The organism is Nitrospira sp. (assembly GCA_016788885.1).
Classification (GTDB): Bacteria; Nitrospirota; Nitrospiria; order Nitrospirales; family Nitrospiraceae; genus Nitrospira_A.
The window spans coordinates 1-14,532 of record JAEURX010000038.1; the positions used below are offsets into that span (position 1 = coordinate 1).

The 14,532-nt window shown below is 56.3% G+C and carries 13 protein-coding genes; all 13 read right to left on the minus strand.

What is annotated here, in order from left to right; all coding sequences use genetic code 11:
* The coding region (locus JNL86_10070) for a hypothetical protein (protein MBL8043248.1) at positions 1–641 on the minus strand (641 nt) is incomplete at its 3' end.
* A 2-nt stretch (positions 642–643) separates the two neighbouring features.
* Positions 644–1,450 (minus strand): c-type cytochrome, encoded by an 807-nt coding sequence (locus JNL86_10075; protein ID MBL8043249.1) that lies wholly within the window; start codon positions 1,448–1,450, stop codon positions 644–646.
* Positions 1,451–1,490: 40 nt separating this feature from the next.
* Positions 1,491–3,194 carry a cytochrome ubiquinol oxidase subunit I gene (locus tag JNL86_10080; protein MBL8043250.1) on the minus strand — a complete coding sequence of 568 codons (1,704 nt, stop codon included), beginning with the start codon at positions 3,192–3,194 and terminating at the stop codon, positions 1,491–1,493.
* 67 nt (positions 3,195–3,261) lie between these two features.
* Complete coding sequence (locus JNL86_10085) at positions 3,262–3,768, minus strand: c-type cytochrome (protein ID MBL8043251.1); 507 nt, start codon at positions 3,766–3,768, stop codon at positions 3,262–3,264.
* A 211-nt stretch (positions 3,769–3,979) separates the two neighbouring features.
* Positions 3,980–4,513 (minus strand): hypothetical protein, encoded by a 534-nt coding sequence (locus JNL86_10090; GenBank protein MBL8043252.1) that lies wholly within the window; start codon positions 4,511–4,513, stop codon positions 3,980–3,982.
* A gap of 282 nt (positions 4,514–4,795) precedes the next feature.
* Positions 4,796–5,185: a hypothetical protein gene (locus tag JNL86_10095; protein ID MBL8043253.1), complete on the minus strand. Its 390-nt coding sequence runs from the start codon at positions 5,183–5,185 to the stop codon at positions 4,796–4,798.
* A 107-nt stretch (positions 5,186–5,292) separates the two neighbouring features.
* Positions 5,293–6,309, minus strand: a complete 1,017-nt coding sequence (gene hpnH, locus JNL86_10100; protein MBL8043254.1) for an adenosyl-hopene transferase HpnH — start codon at positions 6,307–6,309, stop codon at positions 5,293–5,295.
* A gap of 108 nt (positions 6,310–6,417) precedes the next feature.
* A complete protein-coding gene (locus JNL86_10105; protein ID MBL8043255.1) occupies positions 6,418–7,563 on the minus strand; it encodes a hypothetical protein in 1,146 nt (381 codons plus the stop codon).
* A 96-nt stretch (positions 7,564–7,659) separates the two neighbouring features.
* Positions 7,660–10,206 (minus strand): SLBB domain-containing protein, encoded by a 2,547-nt coding sequence (locus JNL86_10110; GenBank protein ID MBL8043256.1) that lies wholly within the window; start codon positions 10,204–10,206, stop codon positions 7,660–7,662.
* Between the two features lie 161 nt (positions 10,207–10,367).
* Positions 10,368–12,002 (minus strand): hypothetical protein, encoded by a 1,635-nt coding sequence (locus JNL86_10115; GenBank protein MBL8043257.1) that lies wholly within the window; start codon positions 12,000–12,002, stop codon positions 10,368–10,370.
* Between the two features lie 83 nt (positions 12,003–12,085).
* Entirely contained in the window at positions 12,086–12,673 is a 588-nt protein-coding gene (locus tag JNL86_10120) for a sugar transferase (GenBank protein ID MBL8043258.1), read from the minus strand.
* A complete protein-coding gene (locus JNL86_10125) occupies positions 12,670–13,830 on the minus strand; it encodes a DegT/DnrJ/EryC1/StrS family aminotransferase (GenBank protein MBL8043259.1) in 1,161 nt (386 codons plus the stop codon). Before JNL86_10125 ends, JNL86_10120 begins: the two co-directional genes overlap by 4 nt.
* On the minus strand, positions 13,823–14,431 hold the full coding sequence (locus JNL86_10130; protein ID MBL8043260.1) for a class I SAM-dependent methyltransferase: 609 nt from the start codon (positions 14,429–14,431) through the stop codon (positions 13,823–13,825). The genes JNL86_10125 and JNL86_10130 overlap by 8 nt, the downstream gene beginning before the upstream one ends.
* Positions 14,432–14,532: the final 101 nt, after the last annotated feature.

The following is a 14,532-nucleotide window of genomic DNA, read 5'->3' on the forward strand; positions in this document are numbered from 1 at the left end:
TCCATGTCTTTTCCTTGATAGATCGTCTCCAGCACCTTGGGAGTCGCCTTCAAGACCCAGACGTTCTTGTCGATCTCCTGTTCCGGCATATACGCTTCTTTAATTTTGCGCTTATACTTGAACTGGATGCCGACATCGTCCTGCTTGATCTTCCCTGAGTTACCGATCTTGAGCCACTCGTTGTCGAATGGAGAATACATCGGCTTCATGAGATAGCGCAGCACTGGAAATGCGAGCGGGAATCCAATCAAAAACCCGATGGCATGAGTAAAGTTCGCAAAGAAGGTCCGGCGTTTGACGCTGCGTTCCAACTCAGGAAACGGGACCAACACTTCGCCGGGCGTAACATGGATACGCTCTTCAAGGTGCGCGATTTCCACCTCATGGGTCGTCACATACTCGTCGCGCTTAAAGGCAGGCAACGCCCCATACTCAGCCACCCCCAGCCGAAGCGCGACAGCGTCTTCGGTCACGGCCTGAACCTGCCCCATGGGCACCTGGCGCTCCTGAGCATCTCCAGTCCCGCCCCCAACGACGATATGGCTGATTTCGTGGGAGAGCGGGTCCATGATGACCCGGCGGACTTCTCCGACTTCACCGTCCGTACATCGAACTTTTGATTTGAGTTTCGGCTGCATCATACTCACTTCATCTTGATCGGCTTCGGAGTGTTGACCGAAGCGTTCTTGTATCCAGCCAACCACGCCGCCAAGGCATCGACGTCTTTCGGCTCCATCAGATCCTTATACTTGTCCGGCATCTTGCCCTTCTCGTACTCCTGCTCGAAACCTTCCGCCTTGTAGCTCTTGGGATCGAGAATCTTTTTGGCAATCTCGGCAGCGGAGAGCAAATTGCCGATATTATCGAGCTCCGGACCACGCTTTTTCCCGCCTTCACCGTTGAGCTTGTGGCAGTTGTAGCACTCCTGAAGCTGCCACTGCTCTTCACCCAGCTTGGCAACGTCCCCACTCGCAGCTCCAGTGGTAGCCGTCGGTGCAGCCTCGCCACCGGCCTTCTGATCGGCCGGCGCCTGAGCGGCACCCAACGCCTGCAGGCGTGCGGTGAGCTCTTTCGCTTTCTCGTCGAGAGCCTTGGCACGCTGCATCAGCACTTCGACCTTGCCGGCCTCGTAGTGCTCACGCTTCGGCTTGAGGATCTTTTCAATCTTGCCCTTCTCGTCTTCAGGATCATACTGCGGCCACATGGAGGCGCCGGCGATATAGACGACAGAGAGAATGGCGTAAAACACGAGCAACGCCCCGACTGCCTTTACTCCACCAAATGGCTTCAGCGTCGGGAAATCAAGAATCATAAAGACAGCGGCGCCGAGCATGGCATACCCGAAAAACAGCGCCTGAAAGACGAACGGAAACCCCAGCGCATTGGTGGCGCCGAACAGGATTCCGCCGACGACGACTCCCACTACCAACTTTTTAATAATATTTCCCATGAATGCCCTCGTTTAGCGCCCTTCCAGTATGGTGACCGCCCTACTTGGCCCCAGCCGGAACCGGGCTCCCCTCGTGCGCATGGCCCTTCGAATCGGACGGACGCAAGGTCACGATAATCGCGAAACTAACCACTGCATAAAAAACAATCGTAATGCCGGTGATCCACCAGGCCGAATACGAGAGAGTCGGCGTGAAGGATTCGGCCGTGAAGTCCGGCAACAGGTTGTAGGTGTGGAAGTACTTCCGCAGAAGCGACCGCACCGCGCCCATGAGGCCCATGGTCCAGATGGCGCTAAACGCCAGGAAGACCAAGACAAATTGAGAGGCGAAGTCGATCTTGCCCCAGACGATCGTCCCCTGCGAGACGGCTCGATTGTAGATCACGTAGTTGACAACCGTCACAAAGACCAACGTGAACGCGGCTGAATTCTTCGCCGGCATCAAGGCGAGGAAGTTCCAGTCCGATGGCAACTCCAACTCAGCCACCAACTTGGCCCCCGTCGGCACAAATCCATGCGGCGTCATCCAGATCGCGTTGCCCACGACCACCATCAAGAATCCGATCTTGATCACCGTGCTGGAGGAGACCGTCAACGGAATAAATCGGCCAAGGACAGCCGGTGCAAGTAACAGCGGCAACAGGAAGGCTAACGACGTCGCGTCCGGCACTGGATAGTCGGTCAACACCTTGGTCATGACAATCGGCAACAACACCATGACGATGGGCGCAACCACGGTCATACGGACCCGCTCCACGCCTTCGATGCGCTTCATACTCAGCCAGATGTAATAATTACTGGCCAGGAAGATCAGACCGATCATCGCCCCCTGCATTTCAAAGAACATCGACAGCTGGTCAGCCATCATGTAGGGACAGATGGACGCGTCGTAGTCACACAATTCATACGCCAGCAAGTAGCCCATGAACGGCAGGAACAACAAGGCGCCGACACCGATCATGTTGCCGACAAAACCCATCCAATCGTAATAGGCCCGATCCTCTTCCTTCTTTGACCCCATGAACATGTACGCGGCAATGAGACCGGCGACGAAACCACCGAACGTCACGTTACCAACGAGACGGTGTAGGTTGAGAGGCATCCAGCTGTAATTGAAGACCTTGTCCCAGAGGGACGCGGTCGCCAGAAACTCCGCCGGAGAGATACCCTCAGCCCGCACAGGAGTGTTCATAAAGGAGGTTGGAGCGTCGATCACAAATAGGGTGATCGAGCCGATGAGATTGAGCAGCACACCCAAGGCGATGTGACGCGCCTTTTTCTCACCCTTCCAGGCGTCCCACGTATAAAAATACATGTAGAGAACGATCGTTTCACCGATGAACAACAGCGGATACACCACCGCAAAGATGAGGAAGAAGTGATTGATGAGCCAGGTCGTAAACTGCGGATAGGTCGCAAGCAGCACGAAAATGAACAGGCCACCGGTCAACGCGGTCATACTATAGAGGATGACCGTCACCTTCGTGACTTCCTTCGCCAGTCGATCGTAGCGAGGATCCTGCTTGCGATAACCCAGCCATTCCGAAATCACCACGAAAATCGGGGCCCCCAGAATGAATCCTGCAAAGAGAATGTGGAGCTGAGCGACGATCCATACCGCCGTGCGATTCCCCGTATAGGGGAATTCCACAGGGGGCGCACTGGGAGCCTGGGCATAGGCCACTCCTCCCAATACCGCCACTAGCGCGAACATAACCAATAAACAGCGCTGCCAGATTTTCATGATGTCTCGCCGCTCCTCCTCATTCCAACCGATTGACCCGTGACTCGAACTACAAAGCAGGCGATCGTTACTTCACCTGATCCGCAGGCACCCAATCCTTCTTGTTGGCATCCCAGCCCTTGCCGGCCAAGCCGAAGGACCGCTCGAACGCCAGGATCTTCCATCGATCTTCTTCGGACAACTTGCTCTTCCACGGCTTCATCTTCGTGTTTGGCACACCTTCGGAAATGCGCCAGAACCAGACAGAGTCCGAATACATCTTCATGCGATCGCCATTGCGGAAGTCTCGCGCACCGGCCTTGACCGGCTTACCATCCTTGCCATGGCAGCTGGCGCAGTTGACATCAGGATTCTTCCCGCCGATGTATAACTCCTTCCCCTCTTCCAACACCTTCGGATCCGTCCACCAACCGGCAGGCATGTGCTTGTCGGCATATTCCGCGGGAGCAGGGGGTGGCGGAACAACCGGGCCCTCGCCGCCGCCTTCACCGCCACCGCCGCAACCAACCACACCGAACCCGAATCCGAGAATGCCGACCATCAGCGCCAATCTCTTCATGCCTGCCTGTTTCATAAAAGAACTCCCGCTCCTTTCTTCATGCCTGCACTCATTCAAGCGCGGACACCCATTACCATCGACAGAAAAAAAAGACGCTTCCCTGAGGCGCACGTCGCAGCCTCAGCAAAAGCGTCAAGACTCACAATACAACGAGGTCACGTTTGGACTTCCCCGCCTACTTCCTGCTATTCGATCCGGCGAGGAACAATGCCCCACGGACCGTGCCCTATTTCTGCCGCTTGCCCTGTCCCTTCCTTCGCCGTTGCTCGTCACGCATCCGCTTGCGGGAGATCTTTAGCCCAATCCATCCCACAATAGCAACAGCCGCAACCCCGAGCCCATACAACAACCACTGCGGAGGACCGAGATCGCGTTCGCACCCACTCCCGAAATCAACCCGAAGCTTTCGTTCGGTCTCCAGATCGTTCGGATCGAACTGGATCTTGAGATTTCTCTGCTCCCCGCCGGCCTCTACGAGCAGCGGGTCGCCGACATTGTCGTTATGAAGGTGCAGGGTGACTTTATAGTACCCATCACCATCGGTCTCCACGGTCTGACCCACCGTGATTCGGGTGTCCTTCACCAGCACTTCGCTTTTAGTGCTGGGGCGACCGTCTTTCCCGCAGACAAACCCCTCGACCGTAAACCGATGGTCGGCCGCGTGGCTCGCAAACAATACAGACGGTACGAGCAGCGCGCCGATCAACACCCAACAGGCCTGCCGGACGGAATGACTGCCAATTCGCTTCCGTCCTTGCATCTGAAGAACCCGTGTCGGACTCGTGATTGGCCTCACCCACACCTCGAAACACGCTATGCTCCGAGAGGCCTCCTCGACACGAACTCGCGCCAATTTTGAGGCCGACTCTTCTAGCATAGCCCCCCCTCTTTGTCAACAAATGGATGGAGTCAAACGGATGGAGAAACGATGGAAGAAGCGAACAAATCCGATCACGGCAGGCTGGAAAAATCGTGAATCGAGCGGAGCAAAAATCAACGGCGGCGCGTGAAGAAATTTTCTTCTGCGCCACTCGGTCGACGGCTACAAATGACCCCGTGCCTTGGCATCAGCAGCGGCGCGATCCACTTCCTGGCGTCGCTCTGAATCTTTCTTCGCCATCCACGCCTCCCAAGACTTTCCGGTCGCCGTGTCTTCACCGGTGAACGCCAGGGCAGCGATCTCGGAATACGGAATGGTCATCGTCCCGCTACTGGTCGCGGGGAACAGCTCGATCGTCGGCTGGGCGCCCGTCGCTGTGCGATTGAACAGATACCCCGTCACGTGATCGCCTGACCTCAACTCAACGGTGATATCCCCCCGGTAGTCGAAGGCCAGCTCGATTGCTTCGCCCAATTCGGCCTGAGTCGCAGGCCGGAAGACTCGCCCTTCCAAACTTCCGCCTTCCGGCGCGTGGTATTTTGCGTCAGTCATCGTGGTTTCACTCACTGCAAGCCATGTTATGTGATGATGGGGGAAGCGTTCGGCCGGCCGAGCGGCCGAAACACTTCTCCGTGACTGTGATTGGGGCCACCGCTCGGTTATCGCGCGTTGGGCAACAACGTTATCTTGACGGTTTTCGTGAAGCCGGACAAGGAACCGAAGGTGTCCTCCACCGCTGAGGCTTCATATCCGCAATGCACCATGCAGTCCGCGCATTTTTCATTTCGGCCGGTGCCATAAGCATCCCAATCGGTTTTTTCCATCAGCTCCCGAAAGCTTGAGGCATACCCCTCCTGCAGCAAATAACAGGGCCGCTGCCAACCGAAGACGTTGTAGGTGGGATTCCCCCAGGGCGTGCATTGGTATTGGCGCCGTCCCATGAGGAACTCCAGGAAGAGCGGGGACTGATTGAACTGCCAGTCGCGCTTTCGATTGCTCAGAATCTTCGAGAACAGCTCGGTCGTCCGGCTCCGCTTCAGGAAATGCTGCTGATCCGGGGCCTTCTGGTAGCTGTAGCCCGGCGAGATCATCATGCCTTCGACGCCCAGTCCCATCATTTCATCAAAGAACTTCCGGACGCGCTCCGGGTTGGCGTCGTCGAACAACGTGGTATTGGTCGTAACGCGATGCCCGCGCTTGAGCGCCGCCTTGATGGCCTTTACCGCCACATCGTAGACACCGTCACGGCACACCGCTAAATCATGCTCGTCGCGTAAACCGTCCATATGTACGCTGAAGGTCAGAAACTTCGACGCCGGATACTCGTCGAGCTTCCGCTCCATCAAGATCGCATTCGTGCAGAGATACACGTACTTCTTACGCTCCACGAGACCGCGCACGATCTCGGGCATTTCCGGATGGATCAGCGGTTCACCGCCGGGAATACTGATGATGGGGGCGTCACATTCATCAGCTGCAGCCCAGCATTGCGCCGGCGTCAACCGCTTATCCAGCACATGATCCGGATATTGAATCTTTCCGCACCCCGCACAGGCGAGATTGCAGCGAAACAAGGGCTCGAGCATCAACACGAGCGGATACCGTTTGACCCCCCGCAGCTTCTGGGTCAACACGTACTTGGTCACTGTATACATCTGGGAGACTGGAACAGCCATCCCGTTCTCCTATTCTGATAAATGTGAATGTGAGTAACGACTGAGACTTCCGGCCTTCTAGCAGAGGAATCGCGCGGATTCTACCACCGCGATTGAAAAATCGTCAATTTAGGTTGTCGAGACAACCTGGCGAATCCGCGTCCGGTAGTCGAGGAAAAACGCCATGAAGACGCCAATAACGAGCGCCAGCACCCCAGCCACCGCCACATTGAGCAAGACGCGCGGGCGAGTCCGTTTATCGGCAGGGATTGCCGAATCCAATACTTGTACCGTCGGGGTATCTCTGGCTTCGGCAATCTTGGCCTGTTCATGCTGCGACGTCAGGAGAGTGAACAACGTTTCTTGAACCTTCACCTGGCGGAACAATCGCCCGAATTGCAGGGCCAAATCCGGCACCGCGACCATAGCCGGATGGAGTCGATCAGTCGACAAGAGGCCCTTCGCATCCTTCCCGGAACCCATCATAGCCAGCTGTTTCTTGAGTTCATCAACATTGGAGCGAATTCTGGCGAGGTCAGGATTATCCGGCGACAGATATCCCCCCATGACTTGCATTTGGACTTCCTGTGCCGTGATCTGCCCTTGAATCATCGCGGCAGCTTCGATCATCACCTTCGCTTGCGCCTCGACCGCAACCGTCTTGTTTTTGGCCTGAAAATCCCGCAGCGCCTCCTCAGCCTTCGCCATACTTTCCACCGTTTCACCCAGGCGCCGCTCGAGAAAGGCTCGATTTTGCCCTGCCTTGCTGACTGTAACTATGCGGTTCAGGCGATCGAGGTTCGCCACATAGAAATTCGCCATGTCCGCCGCAACTTGAGGGTCTTCATCTTCCACCGACACCTTGATGACCTTCTCCTTCGTCACGGTGATCCGCAGATGGTCCTCCAATTCCTTTCTCGTATCGACCATAGTCGACTCACGATATCGATTCATCAGATCGAATTTCTTGATCACTTCGTCGGCCATCAAACGGGATTTCAAAATTGAAACAAACACATCAGTTGGGGTGGTGGGAAGCCCTGGTAGGCCAAGACCAAGGTTTTGCGCCATACCGGCGGCACCCGGTGAAGTCAATAATGCCGCTAACGCACCGCCTTCTTTAGACTCCAGCTGTGGCAAGACAGATGACGTTGATTCGTAGATTTTCGGGAGAAGAAGGCTGATGGCTAACGCGAGACTAGTCCCCACAAGAAAGAACGCGGCTATCATCGTTCGACGCGCAACTAGAACGTCCCAATAGTCAAACAATGTCACGGGATGATCTGCAGGGAGGTTCTCAGCCCGAGGGCGAGGAGGATCCAGGAGGGCGTGGGGACTATCCGAAGGCCAATCCATAGGCAATCCGATCGACTATCGGCCAACCACCGCAATGCCTGCCGCCGTCAGAGCAAGACTGCCGATAATACTGGCCACCGTCTGCCACAACGCGAGCTGAGGGGGGCGCGCCTCGATTTTTTGCGGGACCACAATGGTATCTCCCGGGCGCATTTCCTTTGCCGAGAGATAGGAGGAGTCCGTCGTCCCATTTGCCCGCATGACGTACATCTCACGCTTATTGGCATCTTCGGTGACACCACCGGCCTGGCGTAAATAGTCGTTCAGATCCAAGCCTGGCCGATAGACCACAGACGTTGGGTTCTTGACGGAGCCAATGATCCCGACCGTTTGGGGCGGCGTCGGAATCGAAATTCGGTCTCGCGACTCTAAAATGATATCGTCCTCGGTGCCTTCCAGACGTTCGATCGAATCCAAACTCACAATGACACGACCCAACTCGATGCGTGATGCGGTCGCCTCCAGTTGCTGGAGACGTAAGGCCAGCACCTGCTGCTCCGCCATAGCCCCACTTGCACCTGCCATGACGTTCAACCCAGCCGTGCCGGCAGCGATTCCGGCTGATTGCGCCGTTAATCGCTGGCGTTCCGCGGCGATAAACCGATCCAGCTCGGCCTGCTGCTTCACTTTGACGGACTCCCGCACGAGGACGATACCGCTTGGAAACGCATTAGGCGTGAAGCCGCCTGATCGTTTCAACACCGAGCTCAACCGCTCGCCGATCTCAATGGTGAAGTATCCCGCTCGCCGAACCTCCCCTTCCACCAACACTAGAGCCGGGGCTCGCATTTGACTCGATATCACAACCTGGTCCAGCCGACTCAACGCAACATTGTCTGAATCGCGGCCATCAAAAACCGCTTTGGGACTGAATGGAATCACCTTCGTCAGATACGTGGCCGGATCGGTCCGAACGATCTCGGCGCGATCGGCATACGCGTCGACTGTGAGCTGTTCGGGAGTCAGGATATCTTTCACACGCATTCCGGATCGAAACTCATAGGGCCCAGGACTTTTCACCGCACCGACAAGACTCACTACGTTCACCACTTGAGTAGGCAAAGTCGCGATTCGGATATAATCGCCGTCCAGTAGGATCGGATCTCCGCCCTCCACACCTACACGACTTTTCTCCTGCCCCTGCGAGGCGAAGGCCCGCACAAGATCCACATCGATCATATTCCGTTCCTGCAACGCCGGATCCTGGCGGAACAGGTGACAGCGTTGGCGATCTGACAAGGGCGTGAGCCCCCCGGCCAATGTCAACAATTCCGTCAACCGAGTCCCGGGTTTGAGTTCATAAATCGCCGGCCGCTTAACCGACCCGCTAATGGCAACGACCGGCCCAAGCGGCGGAACCAGCACGACATCGCCAGCTTGAAGCCGGTTGTCCTGCCGCCGGTCTCCTTGAAGCAAGAATTCATATAAGTCCAACTGTCCAATCGTTTTCCCATCCCGCATAATCCTGACCTGTCGGAGAGAACCAGACCGAGACGGTCCGCAGGCCGCATAAATCGCGTTCGATGCGGTGGCCAACGCGCTCAGCTCATAGGCTCCTGGTCGTGCCACTTCGCCGACCACATACACCTTCATGGTCCTGATGCGGGCCATCGACACATGCAATTCAAAACGCTTCAAGAGCATGCTCAGGCGAGCGTGAATGGTACGCTCGGCCTGCGAAAACGTCTGGCCGCCAACCGGAATGGCACCCACCTGCGGAATTATCACCATTCCGTCTCGTTCGACCGGTGCAATGTAGCTACGATTGAAATTTTGATCCGGGACATTCCAGATGTGGATGGCCAGCGAATCCTGGGGGCCGATCACATAGTCAGGCCCAACCGGCACATCTTGAAGCGACGTGAACCCGCCCGCATGGGCGTCGAAAAAATCATAGCCGAACTGTTTTAAGCGGCTCTTCACCCCCTGCAACACCGAAAATTGTGCAAAGGCTTCTTCCACAGAAAAGTCCTGATGCCGTAGCAACTCGGCAGTAAAGGGCTTTTGCTCCACCTGCTGTTTCGCTTGGCTAAGCTGATTCTGGGCTTGCCCCTGCATGCCACCCACAGCCCCCTGCACTGCCGATTGCAGCCCCTGTAGCTGGGAGACGCCCTTTTTTTCCCGCTCGACCTGACTCTGTAACTCCAAACCACGTTTTTCTTTTTCGGCCTGCAGCCGTTCTAGTTGCCGATCACGCTCTTCCTCTTCCTGTCGCATGCGTTGTTCAACCGAGGTCGGAAGGAGACTATTCGCCGCCATGGGCCAGTAATCGTTCAGGTTTGGCACCGTGTTTTCTGGCGACAAGTCGGGAGCCGTCGGGATCGGGCACGGGGCATGTTGAGGGACAATGGGCTGGGTCGCCGTGGGATTCGTGAGAATGGCTTGACCCGGAGGGGTCGTCGATAATCCATAATTTCCAAACGGAAGGAAGGGGGACATTTGGCTGCTGATTGACGGGCTAACAGACGTACCGGAGGGAGCGGACGGAATCACGGGATTCGTGAGCGTCTGCGCGAGCAATGACGGTGGCAGGATCATACCCCCAACCAGCAACCAGATCACCGCCCTCATCCACCGGCCTGTGAGTTGCCCGCTACGAACACGGGGCACACGCCATTGCATTGAAAGAGGCATACCGTTCTCAGAATCCCGCCTGTGGATAACGACTGTAGGTTCTAATCCAAATTCATCGGCTCAGTCAATCGAGCTCGGAATCAGACCAGTCAGAATTGCACCGCCACGGCTGTCCAGAGGAGATGATTTTTCGCCGTCACACCGGCGGCAAAGGTTTCAGCAAAGGGTGTGAGGGCCGACACCTGACCGGGGTTAGTCAGGCGCTGATAGGTGTACCCCCCCATGACCTGAACGTCTTTGGAACACCACCAGGTCAGATCGACGGCAACTTCACGCTTTTTCTCATGAACCGGCTGTCCCCGCTCCCGCTCCTGCAGATTGAAGTTTGCGCCCAATTGCAGGGTATCGGTCAGATACCGGGTGCTGCGCACAAAAAAGTCGGTCCCGTCGGTACCCATGTGATGTCCCAACGGAAATCCCCGGTAGCGCATGCCGCTGGTATAGGTCCCGTTGTTGTACCAGACCTGGCCCAATTCCGGATGGCGGCGCCGGCCGTAATCCGTATCGGCATATTCGATGCGCAGGTCCATGGTGTCGCCCTGAAAGACCTGCGGAATATAGAGACCGCCCAAAAACGCCGCCCGGCTCGGAATCGGTAGCTGCGACCACTTGTCTTCCGTGCCGATCTCTCCATACAGTTGAAGCCCCGCAGGGAAGGGAATCACGTAGGGCACCGAGGGAAGCCTGAGCCGGAAATCGGCCATGCCCTGCTCGTTGACGTCCTTGTCGGCTCCCTGATTGGCCGGATGGATATAGGTATCCACCACCGTCTCCGGGAAGGATTGATCCCGTCCGCGACCGCCGAACTGGGTCAAGCGCGTCAAGCCGAATTCCAACCAAGTGGTGGGCTGATAACTGATGCGCAATCCGAACACTCGGGCGCGTGAAAAATCTCGGTTACGCTCCAACTGCGCGAGAAACGCATTGACCTTCCAGTCCCCCAGCCCACTGAGCGGTCCCGGCAATTGAAACGGCCGTTCCGTGCCCAACTTGATCATGTCCATTGGAAACGCATGGTCGGTCAGCAACAATGACCCATGATAGCCCTGCCCCCACCATTGCGTTCCTCGTCCGACCTCCAGCGCAATGTTCGCGTAACTTAACTTGAGGCTGAATTCGCGCAGATAGAAGTTGTCGGCATTGTTCGTGGCCCCAATGCCCAGCAGGTGGCGATTGCTGATAAATTTCGGCTGGATCATCAGGGCTGCCCATTCGTTGAGCTCCGCCCAAGCGCGCACATCGGTTTGATTCTGCACACCATTGACAGAATATTCCCCGCCCCGGTTTTCACGGAACCGTACGGTTTGTCCACCGCCGATGGACGACGCATCAACCTCCGATGTGACACGGGCGCCGACGCGCAGCGGCCCGGTTTTATCATCAGGACGCGCCCGAATGGTGCCGAGGCGAATGAGTTCCGGACGGAACTCCGCGAGCAATCGTTCCAACAGCGGCTCGGCAATGGCCTCGCGACCGTCGATGTCGATCTCATCGGCACGAACCCGTTCGATGGCCCGCGCGACATACTGCGCCGCCTGCAGACGGCTGAATGGCTTAGCCCCAATCAATGCACGATCAATCACGCCCAGAGCACTCAGGCGTTCGATCGCGTCATACGACCAATGATGGAGCGGCACGTTCGATGTCGCGTGACCAATCCCCTCGTACGCGAGCACGAAGAGGAACATGACCGGCACAACGCGAACCAAGAGCCGACGGACCAACCCGATTCCTCCCACAGGACAAAGGCGTGATTGTGGGAACGCGGAGGGGAACAAGTCAATCGCAGACAGGCACTAACATGTCACTATGGAAGCCGACTGATCGTGCGAAGGAGAATGAGGAGATCACCAAGAAAAGAGGCATTTTGCACATATTCCCTGGCTACTCGAATCTTATCGGGCAGTATGTGTTGGATGTAATACTCTTCCGGACGTGTTGCCTCCGCGAGGATTGCCTCTTCGTTTCGATATTTGAGTGAGGCAGGGTCCGTGATTCCCGGACGGACCTTCAATAACTCCTCATAGTCTTGGCGGAATTGCTCAACATAGCGGCGCACTTCAGGCCGTGGCCCGACCAGACTCATTTCCCCACGCAAAACGTTCAGCAATTGCGGCAGCTCATCGAGTTTTGTCCGTCTCAGCCATCGCCCCACGACGGTCACCCGCGCGTCTCCGCTCACGGTGATTTCGCTGCCATCCAGCCCCACACCAGGGCGCATGGTGCGAAACTTGTACATTCGAAATGGGCGAAAGCTTCGGCCAATCCGCTCGTGGACAAACATCACCGGCCCTGCCGATTCCAGCTTAATCAATAGTGCGGTAAGTGCGAACAGCGGCAACAGAAGGACGATTCCCGCTAGAGCAAGTGTCACATCCACACAACGCTTGATCACCGACGATACTCGGCGACAATCGTGCGGACTGACTCGATCACATGCTCTATATCGGTTTCGGTCATGCGCGGATAGATGGGGAGGGACATGATTCGCTCGAAAACGCTGCTGGCAATGGGGAAGTCATCGGGTGTGAAACCATATCTGGTGCGGTAGTAGGGATGAAGATGTAACGGGATAAAATGTACCGACGCCCCAACTCCATACTTTTTCAGCGCCTGAATAAAATCATTACGGGTGATTCGGAGTCGATTCAGCTCCAATTGTATGACATACAAATGCCATGAATGCTCTGCCTCCGCCCCTGCGCTCGGAAGGCGGAGTTCTGGCAGATCGGCAAATCCACACTCATACGCGGCCGCGATCCTGCGCCTTGCTTCGAGCAATCGCTGACACTTACGTAGCTGTTCGATTCCGATCGCAGCCGCAATATCGGTCAAATTGTACTTGTACCCCGGTGCTCCGATTTCGTAGTACCACGACCCCGAATCGGAATATCGTTTCCACGCGTCTTTGGTAATGCCATGCAACGTCATCCGGCGCATCCGCTCAGCCCAGGCCTGATTATTGGTGGTTGCCATCCCCCCCTCACCGGTCGTCAGCGTTTTTGTCGCGTAAAATGAGAAGCAGGTGATGTCTCCCACAGATCCGATCGGCTGGCCGCGATACGATGATGGAAATGCGTGTGCCGCATCTTCCACGACTGCCAATCCGTGACTGCTCGCAGCCGCGAGAATGCCTTGCATATCGCAGGGCAGCCCCGCGATATGCACTGGGATCACGGCCTTCGTTCGCCGGGTGATTTTTCCAGAAAGAGCCGCGACGTCAAGGTTCAAGGTGAATGGGTCGCAATCAAGCAGAACAGGCGTGGCCTTAAAGTACGCGACGACCTCCGCCGTGGCGGCAAAGGTCATGGTCGGAATGAGAACCTCATCGCCCTCCTCAATCCCCAGGGCTTCTAACGCCACATGCAACGCCGCAGTGCATGAATTCGTTGCCACAGCATGCTCGGCCCCGACCTGCGCCGCAAAACTCTCTTCAAACTGCTGTACCTTTGGCCCTGTCGTCAACCAACCCGACTCAAGCACCTTCATCACAGCGGACATTTCTTCTGCTCCGATGTCAGGAACATGAAATGGAACTTGATGGTCACTCATGATGTAGTGGCTTTCGAATAGTGCCGAGATAATGGGTACATAGGAACGGGATCACACTGAGAAGTTGACAGGCCCACCAGGAGATCGGGGCAACAAACCGAGCGATCGGAGGGGCGAGCGTGAGGCGATGCAGTTCGACGGTACATCCTTCGAACAGCTCTTGAATTTCACGCCGAGAAACGCCGCGTACATCGACATTCCACGGATTATTGACAAAAAAGTCGTACCACAGAATTAAGCCGGTGGGCTTCAGGACTCTCAGCATTTCCTGAGCAAGTCGCTTCCGAACCTCCTCGCTCAGGATGGACGTAAACACAGTGGATTGAATGATAAGGTCGAAACTTTCATCGGGAATCTGGAGCACAGTGGCATTTCGGCACTGAACAGTCACCCCTACAGGACTCAGACATCGAGCGTTCGCGACTCGCGACGCTAGCAAATCCACTCCGGTGATCGAGCCGGGGTTGGCGCCCCATCGGATGAGGTCTCGAATCCAAAATCCGTCGCCGCATCCGACATCAAGAATTTGAACCCCGCTAAGTGACGACCAGCCTGCCTGCGCGAGGATCGATAGCGTCCGACGTTCTCGTTCCTGCAGCATGAACAAATTGCCCTGATTGAAGAGGGAGAACTGTCCAAGGCAAGAACCACGCTCACGGCGTGCATAGGCCTCACGAATTCGAGTTTCTTCTAGGTCCGATC

Excerpts from the sequence above, each read along its gene's own strand:
- JNL86_10090 (MBL8043252.1), bottom strand. The coding sequence starts at position 4,513 with ATGCAAGGACGGAAGCGAATTGGCAGTCATTCCGTCCGGCAGGCCTGT.
- JNL86_10085 (MBL8043251.1), bottom strand. The coding sequence starts at position 3,768 with ATGAAACAGGCAGGCATGAAGAGATTGGCGCTGATGGTCGGCATTCTC.
- hpnH (MBL8043254.1), bottom strand. The coding sequence starts at position 6,309 with ATGGCTGTTCCAGTCTCCCAGATGTATACAGTGACCAAGTACGTGTTG.
- JNL86_10125 (MBL8043259.1), bottom strand. The coding sequence starts at position 13,830 with ATGAGTGACCATCAAGTTCCATTTCATGTTCCTGACATCGGAGCAGAA.
- JNL86_10095 (MBL8043253.1), bottom strand. The coding sequence starts at position 5,185 with ATGACTGACGCAAAATACCACGCGCCGGAAGGCGGAAGTTTGGAAGGG.
- JNL86_10080 (MBL8043250.1), bottom strand. The coding sequence starts at position 3,194 with ATGAAAATCTGGCAGCGCTGTTTATTGGTTATGTTCGCGCTAGTGGCG.
- JNL86_10075 (MBL8043249.1), bottom strand. The coding sequence starts at position 1,450 with ATGGGAAATATTATTAAAAAGTTGGTAGTGGGAGTCGTCGTCGGCGGA.
- JNL86_10130 (MBL8043260.1), bottom strand. The coding sequence starts at position 14,431 with ATGCTGCAGGAACGAGAACGTCGGACGCTATCGATCCTCGCGCAGGCA.